The sequence below is a fragment of the Actinosynnema sp. ALI-1.44 genome (assembly GCF_001984155.1).
In the GTDB taxonomy this organism is placed as follows: Bacteria; Actinomycetota; Actinomycetes; order Mycobacteriales; family Pseudonocardiaceae; genus Kibdelosporangium.
This window is the reverse complement of sequence record NZ_MTQO01000035.1, coordinates 64383-85102: the sequence shown is the minus strand read 5'-3', so window position 1 is coordinate 85102 and position 20720 is coordinate 64383. Positions and strand designations below refer to the sequence as shown.

20 protein-coding genes are annotated in these 20720 nt (G+C 68.8%); 10 read left to right on the top strand and 10 right to left on the bottom strand.

Translation table 11 applies throughout. The annotated features are described in order from the left end of the window. Positions 1-5: 5 nt before the first annotated feature. The 3 genes from ALI144C_RS08835 (at position 6) to ALI144C_RS08825 (ending at position 2857) form a co-directional block, all read left to right on the top strand. Positions 6-497, top strand: coding sequence for a hypothetical protein (locus ALI144C_RS08835; protein ID WP_076986531.1), 492 nt, complete (start codon positions 6-8; stop codon positions 495-497). A 52-nt stretch (positions 498-549) separates the two neighbouring features. Next, on the top strand, positions 550-1374 hold the full coding sequence (locus ALI144C_RS08830; RefSeq protein WP_076986659.1) for an aldo/keto reductase: 825 nt from the start codon (positions 550-552) through the stop codon (positions 1372-1374). 511 nt (positions 1375-1885) lie between these two features. After that, positions 1886-2857 (top strand): ABC transporter substrate-binding protein, encoded by a 972-nt coding sequence (locus ALI144C_RS08825; protein ID WP_076986530.1) that lies wholly within the window; start codon positions 1886-1888, stop codon positions 2855-2857. 5 nt (positions 2858-2862) lie between these two features. On the opposite strand, the gene ALI144C_RS08820 is transcribed toward ALI144C_RS08825, so the two are convergent. Then, positions 2863-4365, bottom strand: a complete 1503-nt coding sequence (locus ALI144C_RS08820; protein ID WP_076986658.1) for a peptide deformylase — start codon at positions 4363-4365, stop codon at positions 2863-2865. Between the two features lie 198 nt (positions 4366-4563). On the opposite strand from ALI144C_RS08820, the gene ALI144C_RS08815 reads away from it, so the two are divergent. Further along, the gene (locus ALI144C_RS08815; RefSeq protein WP_054292938.1) at positions 4564-4800 is read left to right on the top strand and encodes a hypothetical protein; all 237 of its coding nucleotides are present in this window, start codon (positions 4564-4566) and stop codon (positions 4798-4800) included. Between the two features lie 161 nt (positions 4801-4961). Here ALI144C_RS08815 and ALI144C_RS08810 read toward each other — a convergent pair whose 3' ends face one another. Together ALI144C_RS08810 and ALI144C_RS08805 are read right to left on the bottom strand one after the other, a co-directional pair. After that, positions 4962-5528 carry a GyrI-like domain-containing protein gene (locus tag ALI144C_RS08810; RefSeq protein ID WP_076986529.1) on the bottom strand — a complete coding sequence of 189 codons (567 nt, stop codon included), beginning with the start codon at positions 5526-5528 and terminating at the stop codon, positions 4962-4964. Continuing rightward, complete coding sequence (locus ALI144C_RS08805; RefSeq protein ID WP_076986528.1) at positions 5521-6279, bottom strand: MerR family transcriptional regulator; 759 nt, start codon at positions 6277-6279, stop codon at positions 5521-5523. The genes ALI144C_RS08810 and ALI144C_RS08805 overlap by 8 nt, the downstream gene beginning before the upstream one ends. Positions 6280-6337: 58 nt before the next feature. Here ALI144C_RS08805 and ALI144C_RS08800 point away from each other — a divergent pair, with 58 nt between their 5' ends. Next, entirely contained in the window at positions 6338-7102 is a 765-nt protein-coding gene (locus ALI144C_RS08800) for an SGNH/GDSL hydrolase family protein (protein WP_076986527.1), read from the top strand. A gap of 1 nt (position 7103) precedes the next feature. On the opposite strand, the gene ALI144C_RS08795 is transcribed toward ALI144C_RS08800, so the two are convergent. Continuing rightward, positions 7104-8879, bottom strand: a complete 1776-nt coding sequence (locus ALI144C_RS08795; RefSeq protein WP_076986526.1) for a substrate-binding domain-containing protein — start codon at positions 8877-8879, stop codon at positions 7104-7106. A 124-nt stretch (positions 8880-9003) separates the two neighbouring features. After that, a complete protein-coding gene (locus ALI144C_RS08790; RefSeq protein ID WP_076986525.1) occupies positions 9004-9240 on the bottom strand; it encodes a hypothetical protein in 237 nt (78 codons plus the stop codon). A 291-nt stretch (positions 9241-9531) separates the two neighbouring features. Between ALI144C_RS08790 and ALI144C_RS08785 the strand changes: the two genes are divergently transcribed. Next, positions 9532-9957 carry a hypothetical protein gene (locus ALI144C_RS08785; protein ID WP_143230516.1) on the top strand — a complete coding sequence of 142 codons (426 nt, stop codon included), beginning with the start codon at positions 9532-9534 and terminating at the stop codon, positions 9955-9957. On the opposite strand, the gene ALI144C_RS08780 is transcribed toward ALI144C_RS08785, so the two are convergent. The 5 genes from ALI144C_RS08780 to ALI144C_RS08760 form a co-directional block, all read right to left on the bottom strand. After that, entirely contained in the window at positions 9954-10823 is an 870-nt protein-coding gene (locus tag ALI144C_RS08780; protein WP_076986523.1) for a 3-methyladenine DNA glycosylase, read from the bottom strand. The two genes, ALI144C_RS08785 and ALI144C_RS08780, sit on opposite strands and share 4 nt — an antisense overlap. Continuing rightward, positions 10823-11863, bottom strand: coding sequence for a hemolysin family protein (locus ALI144C_RS08775; protein ID WP_076986522.1), 1041 nt, complete (start codon positions 11861-11863; stop codon positions 10823-10825). The genes ALI144C_RS08780 and ALI144C_RS08775 overlap by 1 nt, the downstream gene beginning before the upstream one ends. Further along, positions 11860-13203 (bottom strand): hemolysin family protein, encoded by a 1344-nt coding sequence (locus tag ALI144C_RS08770; RefSeq protein WP_076986521.1) that lies wholly within the window; start codon positions 13201-13203, stop codon positions 11860-11862. The genes ALI144C_RS08775 and ALI144C_RS08770 overlap by 4 nt, the downstream gene beginning before the upstream one ends. A 141-nt stretch (positions 13204-13344) precedes the next feature. After that, positions 13345-13908: a TIGR03086 family metal-binding protein gene (locus tag ALI144C_RS08765; protein ID WP_076986520.1), complete on the bottom strand. Its 564-nt coding sequence runs from the start codon at positions 13906-13908 to the stop codon at positions 13345-13347. A 51-nt stretch (positions 13909-13959) separates the two neighbouring features. Then, positions 13960-14337 carry a cupin domain-containing protein gene (locus ALI144C_RS08760; protein WP_076986519.1) on the bottom strand — a complete coding sequence of 126 codons (378 nt, stop codon included), beginning with the start codon at positions 14335-14337 and terminating at the stop codon, positions 13960-13962. Between the two features lie 243 nt (positions 14338-14580). On the opposite strand from ALI144C_RS08760, the gene ALI144C_RS08755 reads away from it, so the two are divergent. The 4 genes from ALI144C_RS08755 to ALI144C_RS08740 all read left to right on the top strand — a co-directional run bounded on the left by ALI144C_RS08755 (position 14581) and on the right by ALI144C_RS08740 (position 20717). Further along, the gene (locus tag ALI144C_RS08755; protein WP_237774051.1) at positions 14581-15060 is read left to right on the top strand and encodes a MarR family winged helix-turn-helix transcriptional regulator; all 480 of its coding nucleotides are present in this window, start codon (positions 14581-14583) and stop codon (positions 15058-15060) included. A 71-nt stretch (positions 15061-15131) separates the two neighbouring features. Then, positions 15132-15668, top strand: coding sequence for a DUF1707 SHOCT-like domain-containing protein (locus ALI144C_RS08750; RefSeq protein ID WP_076986518.1), 537 nt, complete (start codon positions 15132-15134; stop codon positions 15666-15668). A gap of 75 nt (positions 15669-15743) precedes the next feature. Next, entirely contained in the window at positions 15744-17957 is a 2214-nt protein-coding gene (locus ALI144C_RS08745) for a molybdopterin-dependent oxidoreductase (RefSeq protein WP_076986517.1), read from the top strand. A gap of 18 nt (positions 17958-17975) precedes the next feature. Next, complete coding sequence (locus ALI144C_RS08740; protein WP_076986516.1) at positions 17976-20717, top strand: AAA family ATPase; 2742 nt, start codon at positions 17976-17978, stop codon at positions 20715-20717. The last annotated feature ends 3 nt before the right edge of the window (positions 20718-20720 follow it).

Sequence of the window (20720 nt, the reverse complement as noted above, 5' to 3'; positions counted from 1 at the left end):
GGCCCGTGCGCCCGCTGCTGCTGCTCGACGTCGACGGCCCGCTGAACCCGTTCGCCGCCAAGGCGGAAGGGAAACCAGCGGGTTTCGTCGAGCACAAGTTCCGGCTGTCCGGGTGGAGCAGGCGAAGGCCGCTGCGGATGTGGCTCAACCCGGCACACGGCCCCGCCCTGCTGGCCGCGGCGGGGGAGGCCGAGCTGGTCTGGGCGACCACCTGGGAGCACAAGGCGAACACAATGATCGGCCCGGCGATCGGCCTGCCCGTGCTGCCGGTGATCGAGTTCGGGCAAACCGGGATGGAATGGAAATTCCCGGCAGTGGCCCGCTACGCCGGGGACCGCCCGCTCATCTGGCTGGACGACGACTTCGACATGTACACCGGTGCCCGCGACGAGTTCCTGCGCACGCGTGCCGGGCTGGTGACCGAACTGATCAGGGTGGACCCGCGTACGGGCGTCACGCAGGCGGAACTGGCGGCGGTGCGGGAGCGCCTGAGCTGAGCCATTACCATCGCCCTCGTCGTGGCGGCGATGTCGGGAAGGCTGTGCGTTGATACACGAGGTACCTGTCGTTGAGCTGAACAACGGCGTGTCCATCCCGCAGGTGGGGTTCGGGGTCGGTCTGGTGCACGACAGTGACGTGGCCGAAGTGATCCAGGCAGCCATCGACGCGGGTTACCGCAGCTTCGACACTGCCTCGATCTACGGCAACGAGGAAGGCGTCGGCAAGGCCGTCGCCCGCTGCGGTGTGCCGCGTGACGAGCTGTTCGTGGCCACCAAGCTGTGGAAGGACGCTCAGGGCTATGACGCCGCGCTGCGCGCGTTCGACGTGAGCCTCGCGCGCCTGGGCCTCGACTACATCGACCTGTTCCTCATCCACTGGCCCGCGCCCGCCCGCGGCGACTTCGTGCAGACGTGGAAGGCGTTCGAGAAGCTCGCGACCGACGGCCGGGTCAGGGCGATCGGCGTGTCGAACTTCCAGATCTCGCACCTGCGCAGGCTCAGCGAGCTGACCAGCACGGTGCCCGCGCTCAACCAGATCGAGCTGCACCCGAACCTGGTGCAGGACAACCTGCGCGCTTACCACAGCGAGCACGGCATCGTGACCCAGGCGTGGAGCCCGCTGGCCAGCGGCAGGCTGGTGCGCGACGAGGGCATCGGCCTGATGGCCGAGAAGTACGGCAAGACCCCGGCACAGGTGATCCTGCGCTGGCACCTGGAACTGGGCAACGTGGTGATCCCCAAGTCGGTCACCCCGGCGCGGATCCGCGAGAACATCGACATCTTCGACTTCGAACTGGCCGAGGACGACGTGCTCACGCTGTCGGAGATGCACAACGACACCAGGGTCGGCCCGCACCCCGACCACTTCTCGTGACGCCATTCGGGCCATCGGGCAGCCTGGGGTAATCCGCGCATCACAAACGGCCGTCTCCGGACGATGATGTCCCTGTGAAGCCACGCGTGTCGGACACAGGAGACGCCACAGCGCGCGACGGCTACGCCAACACCGGCGTACACATCGGCGACGTGAACCTCCGGACCGGCGTGCCGGTCCGCACGAGGTACCGCCACCAGGTCAGCCGGATCGCTCCTGACGTGCTGCGCGACCGTGAGCCCGAGTTGGCCGAGCTGGCCGAGTTCTGCGTGTCACCGGACACCGCGGGCTGTTATCGCTGGTGGCGTGCGCCGGCGTGGTGGCGGCGATGGTCGGCGAGGTCATGGCCATCGAGCGGCTCGACGGTCCCTGAGTGGTCCGAGCGATCCAGTTGGAAAATTGCTTCCGCTACACAATTAAGCGAAAGTGTGATACTCGGCCGAACGGCCGCACGCCGGAAACGCCCTCGCTACTGTCGGCAGCCTCCGTCATTCCACTGGAGGAAAATTTCATGCCATCAAGGCGGTGTGTAGCAGCGGTTCTGGGCGCCGTGGTGCTGGCCGGGACCACCGGGTGCGGGCTGCTCGGGGACTCGGAGCGGCGGGGACCGGCAGGCGGACCGCTCGAACGCGCGGTGATCAACGTCGGCACCCTCGGCCTGGTCGATTCCGCGCCACTGCACCTGGCCGTCGACAACGGCTACTTCCAGGCCGAAGGGCTCGAGGTGCGGCTGACGACGGGCGCGAAGGGCTCGGCCAACGTCGACAACGTCGTCGGCGGGACACTCGACTTCGGACTGACCAGCTACCCGCCCGCGTTCATGCCGCAGGCCAAGGGCGTCGCGGAGATCAGGATCGTCGCCGACGCGGTGCAGACGACCGAGGACCTCATCCTGTGCGTGGTGCCCAAGAACAGCACCGTCCGCAAACCCGCCGACCTCGCCGGGAAGAAGATCGCGGTGTCGTCCAAACGCGGCATCTCCGAGCTGACGCTCAACTCCCAGTTCACGATGATGTCGGTGGACCCCCTCAAGATCCAGTACGTCTCGATGGAGATCGCCGCCATGCCGTCGGCGATGGAACGCGGTGACGTCGCGGCCGCCGTGATCGCCGAGCCGCACCTGACCGCGGCGACCAAGGCCGGGATGGTCAAGCTGATGGACCCGTTCTCCGGTCCCACCGCCAACTTCCCGTGGTCCGGCTGGATCGCCCGCAAGGACTTCACCGACGGCAACCCGAACGTCGTCGCCGCGTTCAAGCGCGCGCTCAGCAAGGGCGTCGCGGACACCGCCAACCGCGACAAGGTCGGCGAGGTGCTGACCAAACACCTGAGGATCGACGCCGCCACCTACCAGCTGATGACCATGCCGGTCTTCCCGACCACCGTCGATCCCGTTCGGCTGCAACGGGTCGCCGACCTGATGTTCGACCAGGGCGAGATGGACAAGCACCTCGACGTGCGCACGATGATGCTGACCGGGTAATCGGCTCAGTACTGCCAGTTCAGGCCGCTGCCGCCGTACTGCTCGATCGGGATCGCCTCCGTGCCGGGCGGCAGCCGGTCGGTGTAGAGCGTGCCGTGCAGGTGGTCGATCTCGTGCGCGACGAGCCTGGCCACCCCGCGTTCGAAGATCGTGATCTTGCGGGCCCCGTTGAGGTCCTGGTGTTCGACGTGCAGCACCATCGGCCGCGGCACGAGGCCGCGCACGTCGAAGAAGGACAGGCATCCCTCGTACTGTTCGTCGTGGCGCCCGCCGTTCTCGATGATCCTCGCGTTCAGCAACATGATCACGTCGTCGGTGCCGGGCGGGAAGACGATCGCGGCCGCCCGGTCGATGCCGATCTGGTTGGCGGCCAAGCCGATTCCCTTGCCGAACGTGTGCGCCGCCGACACCCGTTTGGCGGCTGACACGAGTTCCGCGATCACCCGCCTGGCGTCCTCGGCCTCGTCCGGCAACTGGAACGGCTTCGCCGCCCGGTGCAGGATCGGGTCGTCGGACTGCACCACGCCGAGCGAACGCATGACCTGGCTCGGTTTCTCGGCCGGTTCCGCCGGTTGGGTCGACGGTTTGCGGCGGAAGTGCCACTCGAGGCGGTAGCGGGCGTGCAACGGTGGTTCCTCCGTCGTCCACGCGAAAACGCGCCGGTTGCCCGATCGCTGCTCGTCGATCGCCGTGCGGAACGGCATGGACTCGGCCGTCATCGACGTGTGCAGGCCCCACACAGCCGGATCGAGGTGTTCGGGGAAGTCGAGCCGGACCGACAACAACGATGTGGGCAGCCGTACCGCGCGCTGGAACCAGTTGCCCCACTTGTCATCGCGGACGGTGTAGGTGTACTCGATCCACGTGCTCTGCCCCGGGTAGAGCGGGAAGTGGCCGCTGTCGTTGGCGAACTGCAGCCAGACCTCCTTGAACGCGTCCCTGTCGTGCTGGGCCACCCACCGCATCGGTTCGGAGCGGTCCGCACCGCACCACGCCTGCAGGTCCAGTTCCTCCCACGTCAACGGCCGGTCGCGGTAGAGCTGGTTGGACAGGTCCGGATCGCCGGGAAACCGGTCGACCGAGATCCGGATCATGTATCGGGTGATCGGATCACTGCCGTGGTTGACCAGCCGCCTGCGCATGATCGCGCGGTAAGTCCGTCCGTCGTAACGGAGTTCCGCGTCGTCATGTTCTACGAAAATGCTGCGCGTCGACGGTTCCGGAGTCCGCTCGATTGGCGTAGACCGCACCACGACCGGGCGAAGCGCCTCGTACTCACGCCACGCACGCCGTAACGCACCACCGGCGTTGAGCGCGTCGTCGGCCGCCTTGGCGAACTCCCGTGAGGGGCGTTCGTGGCCGCTTTCGACTTTCGAGACGTACGAACGGCTGTAGCCCATGGCCACAGCCACAGCGGTACGGGACATCCCGCGCACCTCACGCCATCGGCGCAGTTCACCGACGAAGACGTCTTGGTGCGCAGGCGAGTCCTCGTCCTGGGTCGCCATGTTGCCTCCCGCACCGGCTGACCGTGAGTACGCGTGAGCGCGCCGTGAGTAGCCCTCAGTCTTCCATGACATACCCCGTCGCTGGTGTCCTCGTGTTTCAGATGTAGCACAGAAGGGGCTGAAACCGTGCAGAACACGTCGACAACGGTGACAACGGGGACCACCAGTCCCGCCAAGTCGCCCGGCAGGGGACTTGTCATGAGCAAGCGCGCCCGCAGCGCTCGGCGCCTAGCCAGCCTGTTGACCACGAAGTCCGGTACCTACGTCCGGGTGTACTACGACCGGCAGATCCGCCGGTACCGGGTGGTGTGGACCAACGGACCGGACGCGGCCCAGATGTTCACGTTCGCGGTTCAGGCAGCCGGGGAAGTGCCTGAACTGGACGTGGCGACCCTGTTGTGGGATCGAGGCACGACGAACAACAACCACAAGTGAACAGACCCGTCGACCGGACGGCGTATCGCGGCTGGACGCCTGTGTCCAAGAAGCTGATGCCGCACCCCTCCCGACGCGCCGCCCGGTAGGCGTGCCGTCCCGGTGACCAGCCGACAGCCCCCGTGCTGGTCACCGGGACGGTGTCCACACCCTCGAATGGTTCAGACCGGATAGCGGATCAACGTCCGCATCCGCTCGGGGTGGTCGGTCCGGGGCCTGGTCAGGTAGATCTCGTGGTGCCTGCCCGTGAGTTCCCGCCCCTCCCGCCGCACGAAGTCCATCAGCCTGGCTATCGTCGCCGGTTCCTCGCTGTACGGGCCTTTGTGCAGGACCTGGGCACATGTGCCCTCCGTGAGCCGCTCGTACCGCACGCCGCCGACAGGCTTGCGGCGGGCGGCTTTCGCGGTTGCCTCGGCGACCAGGTCCGGGGTCGCCTCGGCCGGTTGCAGGATCATCATCGTCCAGCACCACGCGGCCCGGTCGCCGGTGGCGAAGACTGCCGGATCGGGTGACCACCATTGACCTTGCAGGGGCAGCACGGAGTACGTCATGGAAGGTTTCAACGCGGCCCGCACCGCGTACGCGACCGCGTAGAGCCCGGACACCGCGTTGCTGTATTCGGGTGAATCCGGTGCGCCCTTGCCGTCCACCATGAGATATGGCAGAGGGGGCATGTCGATCAGCGCGGGCTCGGTCGTGCCGGCGAACAGGTGCTTGTACTCATTCACGGGACTGCTCCAAAGGGATGACGATTCGGGTGACGAGTTGTTCGGGCGCCGAAGTGGCGGGCCCGGCGAGGTACGCCTCACGGCCGAGCCCGGTCGGCCGGTGGCCGCGTTCGTAGATCCACGCGAACAAGCCCTGGTACGCCAGCGTGAGATCCTCGTACGGCCCGACGTGCGTGGTCATCGCGACCAGTCCCGCGGGCAGGGTCTCGACATCGGTGCCGGGTGCGTCGGTTTCCACGCCCGCCGCCACCGCGATCCGCGTCGCGTCCAGGTCGAGCGGGAACAATCCCCACAACGGCCCGGACACGGGCGCGACGGACTGGACGCACTGGCCGATCGCCGGTCCGATTTCGTCTGGCGCGCAAGTGGTTCTGGCGACGACCAGTCGTCGCGCCGGTTCACGGGCGAGCGTGACCTCCTGGCGCAGCAAACCGTCCTGCAGCAGCCGGGACAGTGCGCGCGCGGTGCGCCTGCGGTGCTCGATCTCGGCCTCGACGCGGCTCAGGTGCGTGCCGAGCACCCGCTCGTCCTCCAGCGCCACCGCGATCTCCGCCAGCGGCACGTCCAGTTTGCGCAGCAACGCGATCGCCAGCGCCCGGCGCGCCTGCGCGGGGGAGTAGTAGCGGTAGCCGGTGGTGGCGTCGACCTCGGCGGGCACGAGCAGCCCGAGTTGGTCGTAGTGCCGCAGCTGTTTGGTGCTCAGCCGGCACATCCTGGCGAACTCGCCGATCGGCAGCAGGTGTTCGGTCACACACGCATCCTGATCCTTGCCACAGTGGGAAGGTCAAATCGGCGGTTAATCTGGACGGGTGAACGAGTACAGGTTCGTCGCCGTGGGGGACAGCTTCACCGAGGGCGTCGGTGACCCAGGTCCAGACGGGAACCCGCGCGGCTGGGCCGACCGCCTCGCCGAGCTGCTGGTCGCCCGGCGCGGGCCGGTGAGCTACGCGAACCTGGCTGTCGGCGGCCTGACCACGCGCCAGGTCGTCGAGTCCCAACTGGAGCCCGCGGTGGCGCTGGAACCGGAACTCGTCACGGCGGTGGCCGGGATGAACGACCTGATCCGGCCGAAACTCGACTTCCGCGTGTTCGTCGACGACCAGGACAAGCTGATCGGCACCCTGGTCGCCACCGGCGCGAAGGTGATCACCGCCACGCTGCCGACGCCCGCACAAGGCGTGCCGCTGCCGACACCGTTGCGCCGCACGCTGATCAAGCGCCTCAACCTGTCGAACGCGTTCGTCCGCCGGATCGCGGCGCGGCACGGCGCGTTGTGCCTGGACCTCGCGATGATGATGCCGCCGGGAATCGGCGGGTGGAGCGAGGACCGCCTGCACCCCGGCCCGGACGGGCACCGCGCGGCGGCTCAGGCGTGCCTCGAGCTGCTCGACGGCCGACCGCCGCGCAAGCTGTCGGTGGCCGAGATCGCACCGGACTACCCCGCCGACCCGAGCCTGACCGACCAGTACCGGTGGGCGCGGCAGTTCCTCGTGCCGTGGGTGAAACGCCGGATGCGCGGCGAGTCACGCGGCGCGGTCGCCAAGGTCACCGCCTACCTGAGACTCGGCGGGTGATTCAGCCCTCGGTGGACAGCAGTTGCCCCAGCGCGCCGTCGACACCGCGGGCGTCGGAGAGCACGGACACCGAGCCGCCCGTCGAACGGGCCAGTTCGGTCAGTTCGGGCCGGTTGAGGTCCGATCCGATGGACAGGAAGCTGATCGGCAGCCTGCCGCGGGCGATGTTCCTGTCCCGCAGGCGTTCCCGCAGCTGCGAGTACGTCGTGCCCCCGTCGTTGGGGCCGTCGGTGATGACGACGATCCGGTTGCGTTTGCCTTCGGCGTACGAGTTCACGGCCGCGCTGTGGGCCGCGTCGAGACTCGAGTAGAGGTGCGTTCCGGTCGCCGGGGTGAGTGCGTCGATCCCGGTGTGCAGTGCCGGTCGGTTGGCCGCGACCGGGCTGGTCGGCACGAGTTGCCGGTACGGCCGCTCGGCGTCGAGCCTGCGGGAGAACTCCCAGACGCCCAGCGAGCCGCTGGCCATCCGGTCGGTCATGCCGTGCAGGGCCTGTTTGATCCAGGTGATGCGGGACTTGCCGTCGCCGCCGTCCGCGAGCATCGACCGGGAGACGTCCACCAGTACCGTGATCACCTGGCCACCGTCGGCCGCGTTCGCCCACGTCGCCGAGATCTGTTGCGTGGTCGTGGCGTCGGCGGGCACGAGGCTCGTCGTCGCGCTGTCCCAACGGATCCCGGGCGCGTCGTGCGGGTACTCCGCGCCACCGGCGGCCCGCAGGCCGATCCGGTTGAACAGTTGCTGCTGCGGCGTTTCCCGCAGGAAGTCGCTGAACTTCAACGCCGCCCGCACCTGGTCGTGGTCGCCGGACAGCGCCACGAACGGGAAGTCCGCCGCGGGACTGGGACCGCGCGCGGCGACCTCGTAGAGCGGCTTGCCCACGACGGGTTTGCCGTCGAGGCCGAGGTTGCGCCGGTAGAGGTCCACCTCGGTGACCGGCACCGCGCTGAACGGCGCGCCTTTGACCTTGCCCGCCTTGCCCAGTTCGATCAACGTGTCGACGGTCGTGATCGGCACGTTCGCCGGTCGGGCGGCGGCCAGTAGCGCCAGGTTCTGCTGGACCGCGGGCAACGTCAGGGTGTCGACGGTCACCGGTCCGGCTCGCTGCGGGCTGACCCCGGCGATCGCGCACTGCAGGGCGAGCACGCTGGCGGTGTTCGACGTCGGATCGGGCATGGCGAGGCTGAACCTGCCCCAGTCCGGCTTGCCGTACCGGGTCCACCCGTCCGGCGCGGTGGTCAACGCGGCCAGGTCACCGAACGTGAAGGAGTCGTTGGTCTCCAACGGCTTCACCGCTTCGTAGGGCACGGCGAGCACGACCGGGCTCGTCGCGACGGACTCCGGTGACGAGGTGACCAGCGTGCTTTCGGCGGCGGCCAGCCGGTTGACCCAGTAGGTCGATTCCGGCAGCCACGCGTGCGGCTTGCCGCCCATGCTCTGCTCGATCCACTCGCCGGACAGACCGGCGAACACCTGGCTCGGCTCGCGCACCGCGACCTCGACCAGCACGCAGTGGTCGTTGACCACGGTCTTCTGGGAGTTCCAGCGTTTCGCAGCCTCTTCGACAGCACCGGCGGCGCTGGGCGTGACAGCGACCCTGAGCACGGCGTCACCGGCGGGGCACGCCTTGGACTGCGGGGTGGCGCGGTTCTCGACCTGCTGCTCGACCCACGTCCAGCCGAGCCACGCGAGCGCGAACAGGATGACGACACCGAGTACGGCGAGTGGCCATTTCGCGACGCCGCGCCGGACGCTCTCCAGCGCGCGGTGTCGACCCATCACACTCCGCCTTCGTGTCTGTCCGTAACCGGCAGGCCTTGGTCAAGCGAAATTAACGCTAACAGGCGGAGGCTAAGGGTCAAGTTGTGTCACTCTAGGTACGCGTTATGTAACTGAAATTGATTCAATCGTTATGCGGGATCGACCGGCGGATGGATGTGCTCGACGTAGAGCGGTGTGGCGGCGACCACAGGCGGTAATAGCTGTGGCCGCTGGGGAAGACGGCGTCCTTCCAGAGAGAACCGACACCCAGCGGTGTCTTGACCTCGGCGTCGGCGTCTCTGAGCCGACCACGGCCGCCCGGCAGGGACGGCATGATCTGCCTGAGTTTCGCCTCGGACACGTAGACGAGTTCGCGCACGAAGCCATGATGGCGAGTGCGTACCGCCCTGCTGACGCCGGACGCGGCCGAATGATCGAGTCGTGAACCAGTTGTACAGTTTCGTGTTGGTGTACAGGCGGCTGCGGCCACTTATGTTCGTGGCGTGCGGGTCGGTCAGTCGAAAAGGGGGCATACGGTTGCGGCGGACAACGCTCGAAGCGCTGGGTTTTCTGGTCAGCGGAGATCGGCCACGTCGTGCGGGTCAGGGTGTGTCACCGGAACCCGGTTACTTCCGTTATCGAACAGGCCACGAACTCACCGAGTTCTTCCATGACCTCGGCACGCGTCACCGGCATGACAAGACGACGCGCCCCAAGTGGGTCACGATGGTTCTGGACATCCTGGTGGCCGAATCCCCGCCTGACCCGTCGGGACGTGCTGTACATCGGCATTCAGGTCAAGCGCAACAAAATCGACGCCTCGGCGGAGTCGCGCGGGAGTGATGTCAATGTCGGTATTGTTTTCAATCAGATACTGATGATGCTTGACAACGGTGTGCTGGATCAAGGTTTGAACAGCAAGGTGTTCGTCGACCACGTGCTCATCGTCTCCGGCGGGGAGATCACCAAATCGGCGCAAAACTGGCTCAACGAGAAACTTGTCGGCACCGGGCGACGTCAGATAATGTACATGGGGCGCGAAAAAATTGTCACCCTGTGGCTCGAAAACAACTTGCCCGTCCCGCGAACGTCCTAGTCCCCATCCAGCAGCTGGGAGCACAGGTCGATCAGCCTGGCACGGAGTGGCGCGGCCCGCTCGGCGAACTCCGCCTGCATCCGCGCGTACGTCGCCCGACCGGCAGGCGTCTCGATCGGCACGGGGGCGTAGCCGAGTTCACGCAGGTCGTACGGGCTGGCGCGCATGTCGAGTTCACGCACGTCGGACGCCAGTTCGAAGCAGTCGGCGACCAGTTCGCTCGGGGTGAACGGCGCCAACTTGTACGACCACTTGAACAAATCCATGTTCGCGTGGAGACAGCCGGGCTGTTCCATGGCGATCTGCAGCGCCCGGGTGGGCTGGAGAGTGTTCAACGGGCGAGCCGGGGGAGTGAAGAACCGGAACGCGTCGAAGTGCCCGCACTTGATCGGCAGCGATTCCACCACCGCGTCCGTCCCCGCCGGGCCCAGCCGCAGCGGCCACGACTCGTGCCGGACGTCGTCGGACCGGTAGACCATCGCCCACTCGTGCAGGCCGAAGCAGCCGAGCCGGGGCGCACGGGACTGCGTGGCCGTGAGCAGGTCACGGATGAACGCCACCGACGTACGGCGTTGCTCGGTCAGCACGTCACGCGAGAGCGTGACGCCCGACGGCGTGGCGACGTACCCGGTCCACGACAGGTGCTCGCTGGCGTCCCCGGCCAGTGCCACGCCTGGGCCGGGATGCCACCGCAACAGCCTGGTCGGACGGTAGGAGTAGTAGCTGAAAAGAAAGTCCAAGACCGGGTGTGCCTCTCCACGCGCCTTGCGGTCCTGGTGCGGCTCGACCCACTTGCGCATGCGCACGGCGTACGCGTCCCGCCGGTCCTGCCACTCCTGCTCAGCCAACACCTTCACAGCAGTCATTATTCGCCGATGTGCGTACTGTCCCGGACAGTGCCGACGTACTCCTCGACCAGGTCTTCCAGCGCGACCACACCCAGCACGGTCCCGTCGGGCGCGACGGCCTTGGCCAGGTGGCTCTGCACACGCCGCAACGCGGCCAGCGCCTCGTCCAGCCTGGCGTCCGCCGGGAGCTGCGGCAGGCCACGCACCCGCGCCCACGGCAACGGCGTGTCCGAGTCGCCTGCCAGGTCGAGCACGTCCTTGACGTGCACGAACCCGTTCAGCCTGCCGTCGGCCAGCCGGACGGGGAACCGGGAGAAGCCGGTGGCGGCCACCGCCGCCTCGATGTCGCCGATCTTCGGCGGGTACGGCACGGTCGTGACGTCGTCGAGGGGCACGAGCACGTCGGCCACGGTCCGCTCGGCCGACGACAGGGTCTGGGTCAGCCTGCGGTGCTCCAGGTCGTCCAGCAGGCCCTCCCGCCGCGAGTCGGCGATCAGGCTGGCCAGTTCCTCCGGCGTGTACGAGGTCTCCAGCTCGTCCTTCGGCTCCACCTTCAGCAGCCGCAGGATGCCGTTGGCCATCCAGTTCAGCAGGCTGATCACCGGACGCACCAGCCGCACCCAGGCGACCAGGAACGGCGTCAGCCACACCGCGGTCCGCTCGGGCGCCGCGATCGCGATGTTCTTGGTGACCATCTCGCCGAGCAGCACGTGCAGGATCGACACGATCAGCAACGCGATGGCGAACGAGACGCCGTGCACCACCGGCGCGGGCACGCCGAGCGGCTCGAGCACCATCTCCAGGTAGTGCGCCACGGCCGGTTCGCCCAGCGCACCGAGGGCGATCGTGCACAGCGTGATGCCGAACTGCGCGCCCGCCATCATCAGTGACGTCTTCTCGGCCGCCCGCATGACGGTCCGCGCGCGGTCCACGCCACGGTCGGCCATCGCTTCCAGCCGGTCACGCCGGGCGCTGACCAGCGCGAACTCCGCACCGACGAAGAACGCGTTCAGACCCAGCAGCAGGATCGAGATCAGGATCGCGGAGATACCGGTCATCGCGCACCCGCCTCGGCCGGGGCGTCCTGGCTGGCCAGCCGGGTCACGCGCAGTTCGGCGACCCGGTGGCGGTCCATCCGCATCACCGTGATCCGCCAGCCGTCCACCACGACCTCGTCGTTGACCTCGGGGATCCGGCCCAGCTGGGACAGCACGAGCCCGGCGAGCGTCTCGTACTCGCCCTCCGGCATCCGGAACCCGGTCGCCTCGGCCAGTTCGTCGTCCCGCAGCAGGCCGGAGACCATCCAGCTGCCCCGGCCGAGCGGGCGCACCGGGCTGACCTCGCCGCGGTCGTGCTCGTCGCGGACGTCGCCGACGATCTCCTCGATCAGGTCCTCCAGCGTCACGATGCCCGCCGTGCCGCCGTACTCGTCGACGACCAGCGCCACCTGAAGGCCGGAGCCGCGCAGGCGGTCGAGCAGCGTGTCACCGTCGAGGCTCTCGGGCACCGTGGGCACCAGCCGGGCGAGCTTGGCCATCTCGGTCGCCGCCCGCAGCTCGTGCGGCACGCCGAAGACCTGTTTGACGTGCACGACACCGATCACCTCATCGAGGTCACCCTTGTGCACGGGAAACCGCGAGAACCCGGTGGCCCGCGCGATCTCGATCAGATCGGGCACCGTCGCGTCCGCTTTGAGGGCGTGCACGCGCACGCGTGGCGTCATCAGCTCACCGGCCGTGCGGTCGCCGAAACGCAGCGAACGGTCCAGCAGCTTGGCCGTGCCCTGGTCGAGCGTGCCGTGTTCGGCACTGGAGCGCACGAGCGACCCCAGCTCCTGCGGGGACCGCGCCGAGGCCAGCTCGTCGGCCGGTTCCACGCCCAGCCTGCGCACCAGCCAGTTGGCCGTGGTGTTGAGGCCGTTGATGAACCAGCTCAGCGACCTGGCGAAGCCCATCTGGAAGCCCGCGACGGTCCGCGCGGTGGCCAGCGGCTTGGAGATCGCCACGTTCTTGGGCACCAGCTCGCCGAACAGCATCGAGATGAAGTTGGCCAGCAGCAGCGCGATCGCCAGCGCGAAACCGTGCGCCGCGCCGTCGGGCAGGCCGATCGCGCGCATCAGCGGCACGAGGCCGTCGGCGATGATCGGCTCGGCGAGATAACCGGTGGTCAGCGTGGTGATCGTGATGCCGACCTGCGCACCGGACAGCTGGAACGACAGCGTGCGGTGGGCTTTCTGGACGTTGCGGGACTTGCGGTCCTCCGCACGCCGGGCGTGGTTCTCGACCTGGCTGCGCTCGAGCGCGGTCAGCGAGAACTCGGCCGCGACGAAGACGGCCGTTCCGAGCGTGAGGAGAACGACGGCGAGAATGCCGAGAACATCGAACAGCGGTCCGGTCACCGTGCAACTCCGGTGTCCGGGCGAATAGGGCAGCCGGGTGAATCGCCCGGCTGGCTACTGCCACCGGGCGACTTGGCGTCGCGCACCTTGCTTACTCACTCCTCGCGGGGTCCACAGAAGACCCACCAAGTGTAGCGAGCGTCAGGGGTGTCGTCCGACCAAGCCGAGCAGCCGGGCGGGCGCGCCCGCGTCGACCGAGACCGGTACCGGCGGCGCGAAGATCCCGGTGCCCTGCCAGCGCCACACCTGCGGGGAGAACACCGCGAGCAGGGCCTCGGCCAGTTCGTCGTGCAGTGGCGAGGTCTCACCGATGCCCTCGGCCAGGTCCCAGCCGTGCACGGCCAGGTCGAGGGTCATCTGCCAGCCGAACTCCGCGGCGGGCACGAGGCCGTAGCTGAGGTGCACCTCACGGTCCAGCGCGCCGGGGCGCAGCCAGGCTTCGCGGGCGTCGGCCGACGCCCGCGTCCACGCACCGACCGGGTCGTCGCCGAGCACGTCGCCGTCGAACCGTTCGCCGACCTCGTCGATGCCCGCGCCGTCGAGCAGCGGCGGTACCCACAGCTGCTCGGCGACCAGGTGTCCGAGCAGGTCACGCACGGTCCAGCCCGGGCACGGCGTCGCGCGGGCCCAGTCGTCCGGGCCGATCGCCTTGACCAGCCAGTCGAACCCGCTCAACGCACTCCCGTGAGCGTCCAGCAGTTCCATGTGATCCAGTGGACCACTGGTTGGGCATCTGTGCAGCCGGGGCGGCGTGCGCTACAGGGTCCACGGGGGAGGGAAGGCCTCGCCGTCGACGAAGGCGTGCATACCGACCGTAGTCGCCACGGTGAGTGACGCCGGGTCGTCGGCCGAGGCGTTGCTCAGGGTGAAATCGGTCTTCGGCGGGACGATGAACGCGTCACCGGGACCGGCCTCGAACCGCTCGTCGCCGATCACGGCGACCATGCGGCCGGTGCTGACGACGAAGACCACTTCGCGGTCGTGTTGGTGCGTGACGCTGGCGGCGCCGGGGGTGGCCCGAATGCTCCAGACGGCGAGTTCGCTGCTGCCGCGGGACGGCGCCGCCACGGGGTGGACTTCGTAGCCGTCGATGTCGAACCGTTGGGCTGTGGCACGGGTGGTGAGGGGTGTCACGGCAGTTCCGCCTCTCCGAGATTTCGACGCTTGGTCACCTTGGGCTGGCACCGTTCAGTTCGGTGCGTACCGACGGCTGATTTGCGCCACGTTCCCCTGAGGTGCGGTTGGGTGCCACGTGGCCTGCGTTGGGCCTTGGGGTTGACCCAAAGGGTGTCATGGCTCCTCGTCGATGTGGTCAACGTGGTTGACTGAATTCTAGGCCTGGTTGACTCACTAGGCAACCAGGTTGACTATGTGCTGGTGGCCGATCAAGGAGAAGTGCGCAAACCCGGCGAAGTCGCCCTGTTGTTCGCGATGGTCTACCGAGCGATGACCGACCATATGCACGACCTGCTGGCCGAGCACGGCCGTGAACCGCTGAGGCCCGCGCACGGCTATGTTTTCCGCTACCTGCACCGCACGGGACCGGTGACGATCGTCGAACTGGCCGCCCAGTTGGACGTCACCAAACAGGCGGCGTCGAAGACAGTGGCCGAGTTGGTGGAGTGGGGCTACATCGAGCGGTGTCCGCACCCGACCGACGGTCGCGCCCAGATCCTCGCGTTGACCAAGCGCGGCAAGGAGTACATGCGGCTCGCGGACCGCTTGTGGGGGCAGGTGGAGGATCACTGGGCCGGGCTGGTCGGTGACGACAGGCTTGCCGCTGTGCGTGACGACCTGAAGGCCTATCTGGACTCGCGGTACGGCGACGAACGGATGAAGCTGCGCCCGGTGTGGTGATGTCTGGACGGGGCGCGGCAGGTGTGCGAGAATCTCTCCAACTAAGATAATCAGTGCGTGAGGGGTTTGGTATGGCCGGGGACCTGGCGATTCGCCTGTCGGATGAGGAACGGATGGACGCCATCCGCGTACTGGACGCCGCCGTCGGCGACGGCCGGATCACCTGGGACGAGCACACCGAGCGGACCGAGCTGGTCTGGGCGGCCAAGACGAGGGGAGACGTCCGGCCCCAGCTGGCCGACCTCGGCCCGGTCGCGGCGCAGACCGCGCCTCCGCAGCGCGTGGTCGCCACGATCAGCAAGGTCGTCAGGGCGCCGGAGGCGACGCGGGAAGTCCGCGCCAAGGCGACCTTCGGCGCGGTCGTGCTCAACCTGGCGGGCATGCGGCCGGGCGAGCAGATCCGGATCACCGCGGACGCGTTCTGCGGCAAGGTCATGGTGTTCGTCCCGGACAACGCCACGGTGATCGACGAGGGCACCGCCGTGATGGGCAAGCGCAGCGTCTTCTGCGCCTCGGACGCCGCCGCCGGCGGCCCGGTCGTGCGCATCGGCGGCCGCGTGACCATGGGCAACATCAAGGTCTTCGCCGGCGAGACCCGCTACTGGTGATTACCTGAGACATAATGGCTTTCTGTCACACGGGCGGGGTAGGTTGCTGGCAGCCCGTGTGACAAGGAGCTGCGCATGTCCACCACCACGCACTTCCGCACATGCCCGCTGTGCGAGGCCACCTGCGGCCTGAAGATCACCTTCGACGGTGACCGGATCACCGACGTCCGCGGCGACAAGGACGACGTGTTCAGCCTCGGCTTCATCTGCCCGAAGGGCGCGAAGCTCGGTGACCTCGACCAGGACCCGGACCGGCTGGGCGCGCCACTGGTCAAGCGGGACGGGCAGTTCGTCGAGGTGTCGTGGACCGAGGCGTTCGAAGAGGTCGAACGCGGCCTCACGGCGGTCCGCGCGGCCCACGGCAACGAGTCCGTCGCGCTGTACATGGGCAATCCGAGCGTGCACACGATGGCTGGACCGGTGTTCAACAGTGTGCTGGCCAAGGCGCTTGGCACACGCAACGTCTACACCGCGAGCACCAGCGACCAGATGCCGAAGCACGTGGCCTGCGGCTACTTGTTCGGCGACCCGTACTCGATCCCGGTGCCGGACGTCGACCGAACCGACTACCTGCTGATGCTCGGCGCGAACCCGTTGGAGTCCAACGGGAGCCTGTGCACCGCGCCGGACTTCCCCGGCAGGCTCCGGAAGCTGCGGGCCCGCGGCGGCAGGTTCGTCGTGGTCGACCCGCGCCGGACGCGGACCGCGGACCTGGCCGACGAGCACCTGTTCATCAGGCCCGGCGCGGACGCGGTGTTCCTGTTCGCCTTGGTGCACACGCTCTTCGAGGAGGACCTCGTCGCCGAGGTGCCCGACCTGGTGGCTGGTGTGCAGGAGGTGCGGGTGCTGGCGTCGAAGTTCCCGCCCGAGGCGGTCGCGGCCGTCTGTGGCATCGACGCGGACACCATCCGGCGCATCGCCAGGGATCTCGCCGCCGCGCCGACGGCCGTGGTCTACGCCCGCATCGGCACCACCACCGCCGAATTCGGCACGCTGTCGAGTTGGTTGGTCGACGTGCTCAACGTGCTGACCGGCAACCTCGACCGGCCCGGTGGCGCGATGTTCCCGATGTCCGCGGCACGGGCGACGTACGTCAGGCGCAGGCCGTTCCGCACCGGCCGGTGGGCCAGCCGTGTCCGCGGCCTGCCCGAGGCACTGGGCGAACTGCCCACCGCGACCCTGCCCGACGAGATCGAGACCCCGGGAGACGGCCAGGTCCGCGCGTTGGTCACCGTCGCGGGCAACCCCGCGTCCTCCGCGCCGAACGCGGCCCGGTTCTCGGCCGCGTTGGCGGACTTGGAGTTCATGGTCTGCGTCGACCCGTACCTCAACGAGACCACACGGCACGCCACCGTGATCCTGCCGCCGCCGCGGGTGACCCAGTCGCCGCACTTCGACTTCGGCTTCACCCAGTTCGGCGTGCGCGACTTCGCCAACTACTCGCCGCCCGGGCTGCCGCTGCCGGACGGCCGCCCGAGCGAGGCGGAGATCCTCGCCAGGCTCGCGCTCATCGCCGCGGGCCAGGGCGCGTCGGCCGACCCGCGTGGCCTGGAGGAGATGATGCTCGGCGGTCTGCTCGACAAAGCCGTCCGGGTCGAGGGATCCCCGGTGTACGGGCGTGATCCGGCGCAACTGCGGCCGATGATCGACGGTGACGGCCCGCTGGAGCGTTTCCTCGACCTGTCACTGCGGCTCGGCCCGTACGGCGAAGGATTCGGCGCCGACGAGTCCGGCCTGCGCCTGACGACCCTGCTGGCCAACCCGCACGGCGTCGACCTCGGCGCGTTGCGGCCACGACTGGCCGAAGTACTGTCCACCGAGGACGGGAAGGTCCGGCTGTGCCCGCCGGAGTTCGCGGCCGACGTGCCCAGGTTGCTGGCGTGGCTGGCCGACCGTCCGCAGGGGATGGTCCTGATCGGACGCAGGCACCTGCGGTCCAACAACAGCTGGATGCACAACGTGCCCGCGCTTGTCACCGGCTCCAACACCTGCACGCTGCACATCAACCCGCAGGACGCCGAGAGGCTCGCGGTCGGCACGGGCCAGCGGGTGCTGGTGATGTCGCGGACCGGGTCGGTCGAAGTCGCGGTCGAACCGACCGACAAGATCATGCCGGGGGTGGTGAGCCTGCCGCACGGCTGGGGGCACGACCAGCCCGGTGTGCGCATGTCGGTGGCGGGCAACACCAACGGCGTCAACGTCAACACCGTCACCGACGAATCCGTGCTCGACGTCCTGTCGGGCACGGCCGTGTTCAACGGCGTCCCGGTCGAACTGAAGGCGGTCTGACCTTTACGCTGGGATGTCGTGAGGGCGCACTTCGTCGGCAGACACCGCGAGCTCGACGAGCTCACCGGCTGCCTGCGGGCGGCCATGGCCGGTTCGGGCCAGGTGGTGCTGGTCTCGGGTGAGCCGGGGATCGGCAAGACCAGGTTGGCGCACGAGCTCGCGGCGCTGGCCGAGGCCGACGGCGTGCACGTCTGCTGGGGTCGCGCGGTGCAGGACGACGGCAGCCCGCCGTACTGGCCGTTCCGGCAGGTCATCCGGAGCCTGGCGCGCAGGTACGCCCCGGGTGCCTTGGCGGACGAGCTCGCGTTGGTGGTGCCGGAGTTCGGCGACGGCCCGGCCACCTCGCCGGGGGAGCGGTTCCGAGTTTTCGACGCTGTCACCGAGTACCTGACCGGTGTCGGCAAGCTGCTGATCGTCCTGGACGACCTGCAGTGGGCCGACCCGCCGACCATGCGGCTGCTCGTCCACCTGGCGATGGCGGCGCACAGCATGCCCGTGACGATCCTGGTGACCTACCGGGACACCGATGTGGACGCGGCGCTGTCGGCCACGCTGGTGGCGTTGGCCCGTGAGGACTCGGTGACCCGGATCCGGCTCACGGGTTTGTCCGAGACCGAGGTGGCGGATCACCTGGCGGGTCTGACCGGCGCGGCCGTCGACACGGCGACCGCCGCCGTCGTCAGCCACCGGACGGGCGGCAACCCGTTCTTCGTCGCCGAGCTCAGCCGGATCATCGACCAGCGAGCCGCGCACCTGCCGGACGCTGTCCTCGACGCCGTACGGGTGCGAATGGACGGACTGTCGCCGGACTGCCGGGAGATGCTGGTCGCCGCCTCGGTTCTCGGTACCCAGGTGGATCCGGCGGTCGTGGCCGCGGTGCTGGGCAGCCCGTTGGCGGACGTCCTCGCCGGGGTGGACGAGGCCGTGCGTTCCGGTGTGCTGTCCGCTTCGGACGGTTGGCGGTTCACGCACGACCTGGTCCGTGAGGCGGCCCGGCTGTTGATACCGACCGTGCGCCGGTTGGCGCTGCACGCGCGGGCCGCGGCCGTGATCGAGGACCGCCCTGACGCCTCGCAGCGGGTCGCGGAGATCGCGCACCACTGGCTGGAGGCGTTGCCTACGGGCGACCCGGCGAAAGCGACCGAATGGGCCCGGCGCGCGGGCGACATCGCCATGGCACAACTCGCGTGGGAGACCGCAGGCGATCTCTACACGCGTGCGCTCAACGCCGGGCCGCTTGGCGACGCCGAACGTGCGACCCTGTTGACCCGTCAAGGAGTCGCGCAGCTGCGGCAGATGGATATCATCAGCGGCGAGGCGACGTTGCGACGGGCCGCGACCGCGGCGAGAGCGTCCGGGGACGCCACCGCGATCGCCGAAGTGGCGCTGGCGCTGGGAACCGTCAGCAGCTCCGACTGGGCGACCATGGGCAAATCCTTGTGCGACGAGGCGTTGGCCGGGCTGCCCGGCGGCCCGCTGCGGGCCCGGCTGCTCGCCCAGCAGGCGTCGGAGCTTGCCTTCCTCGGGTCGCCCGGCCTGGAGGCGATTTCCGCCGAGGCGTTGGCGATCGCCGAGCAGACAGGGGATCCGCGCGCGTTGCGGGCCGCGCTGCGGGCCCGTCAGCTCGCGATGGCCGGGCCGGAGGGTGTGCTGGAACGGCTGGCCCTCAGCGAACGGATGCTCGCCATCGGCGAGACCGACAACGACCCGGAAGCCGTCGCGTGGGGCCGGTTGTGGCGGTTCGACGCGTTCTGCCAGCTCGGCAGGCTCGACGACGCTGAGCGGGAACTGCCGATGATCCACGCCGCGGTGCTGCGGATGCGGACCAAGATCGCCCGATGGCACCACCTGCGCGCCGAGATCGTGATCGAGCACGCCCGTGGCCGCTTCGACAAGGCGCGTGAGCTGGCGTGGTCCGCGATCGACCTGGTGGAGGACACCGGCGGGCCGGTGGTGATGGCGATCTCGGTGGCCACCGCTGCCCTCGTCACCGGGATGACGGGTCACGAGGGCCCGATCCTCGACCGGTACCCCGGGCACCTCGGCCACGGCGGCGAACGGCTCGCCGCGATGACCGGCGCCTGGCATGTCTACTGTGGACGGCGCGAGGACGCGAGGCGGTTCTACCGGCCCGAGGACATCGACGAACCGATCGGCCGGGTGCAGTGGCCGCAGGTGATGGGTGGTCTGGTGGTGCTCGCGGCCGAGTTCGGCGACAAGAAGACCTCCGCCGAGCTGTACCGCAGGCTGCTGCCGTTCGAGGACCTGATGATGTGCGGCGGTGCGGGCGTGGTCACCATCTCCGGCTCGGTCGCCGGTTTCCTCGGTGTCGCGGCCGCCGCGTGCGACCGGCTGGACGACGCCGTGCGGCACTTGCGGCGTGCCATCGAGAACAACGAGCGCGCCGGAACACCGCCGTACGTCGCCAAGGCCACGCTCGACCTGGCCCGGGTACTCGCCCGACGGGGGCGTCCGGGCGACGCGGACGAATCGGCGGCGCTGGCCGTGTCGGCACGGTCGACGGCCCGGAAACTGGGCATGCGGCAGCTGGCGTCCGAAGCCGAATCCCTGACCGGGCCGAGTGAGCTGTCCCCGCGGGAGACCGAGATCGCCCGTTTGGTCGCGCAAGGACTGACCAACAAGCAGATCGCGGCTGCCGTGCACATCTCTGTGCGCACGGTGGAAACGCACGTCCAGAAGGTCCTCGGCAAGCTCGGCCTGTCCAGCCGCGCGGAGATCCACGGCCGCATCGGCCGATAGGCT

Coding starts and splice junctions, on each gene's coding strand:
- ALI144C_RS08825 (WP_076986530.1), top strand. CDS start 1,886: ATGCCATCAAGGCGGTGTGTAGCAGCGGTTCTGGGCGCCGTGGTGCTG.
- ALI144C_RS08820 (WP_076986658.1), bottom strand. CDS start 4,365: ATGGCGACCCAGGACGAGGACTCGCCTGCGCACCAAGACGTCTTCGTC.
- ALI144C_RS08815 (WP_054292938.1), top strand. CDS start 4,564: ATGAGCAAGCGCGCCCGCAGCGCTCGGCGCCTAGCCAGCCTGTTGACC.
- ALI144C_RS08795 (WP_076986526.1), bottom strand. CDS start 8,879: ATGGGTCGACACCGCGCGCTGGAGAGCGTCCGGCGCGGCGTCGCGAAA.
- ALI144C_RS08785 (WP_143230516.1), top strand. CDS start 9,532: ATGACCTCGGCACGCGTCACCGGCATGACAAGACGACGCGCCCCAAGT.
- ALI144C_RS08780 (WP_076986523.1), bottom strand. CDS start 10,823: ATGACTGCTGTGAAGGTGTTGGCTGAGCAGGAGTGGCAGGACCGGCGG.
- ALI144C_RS08775 (WP_076986522.1), bottom strand. CDS start 11,863: ATGACCGGTATCTCCGCGATCCTGATCTCGATCCTGCTGCTGGGTCTG.
- ALI144C_RS08765 (WP_076986520.1), bottom strand. CDS start 13,908: ATGGAACTGCTGGACGCTCACGGGAGTGCGTTGAGCGGGTTCGACTGG.
- ALI144C_RS08750 (WP_076986518.1), top strand. CDS start 15,132: ATGGCCGGGGACCTGGCGATTCGCCTGTCGGATGAGGAACGGATGGAC.
- ALI144C_RS08745 (WP_076986517.1), top strand. CDS start 15,744: ATGTCCACCACCACGCACTTCCGCACATGCCCGCTGTGCGAGGCCACC.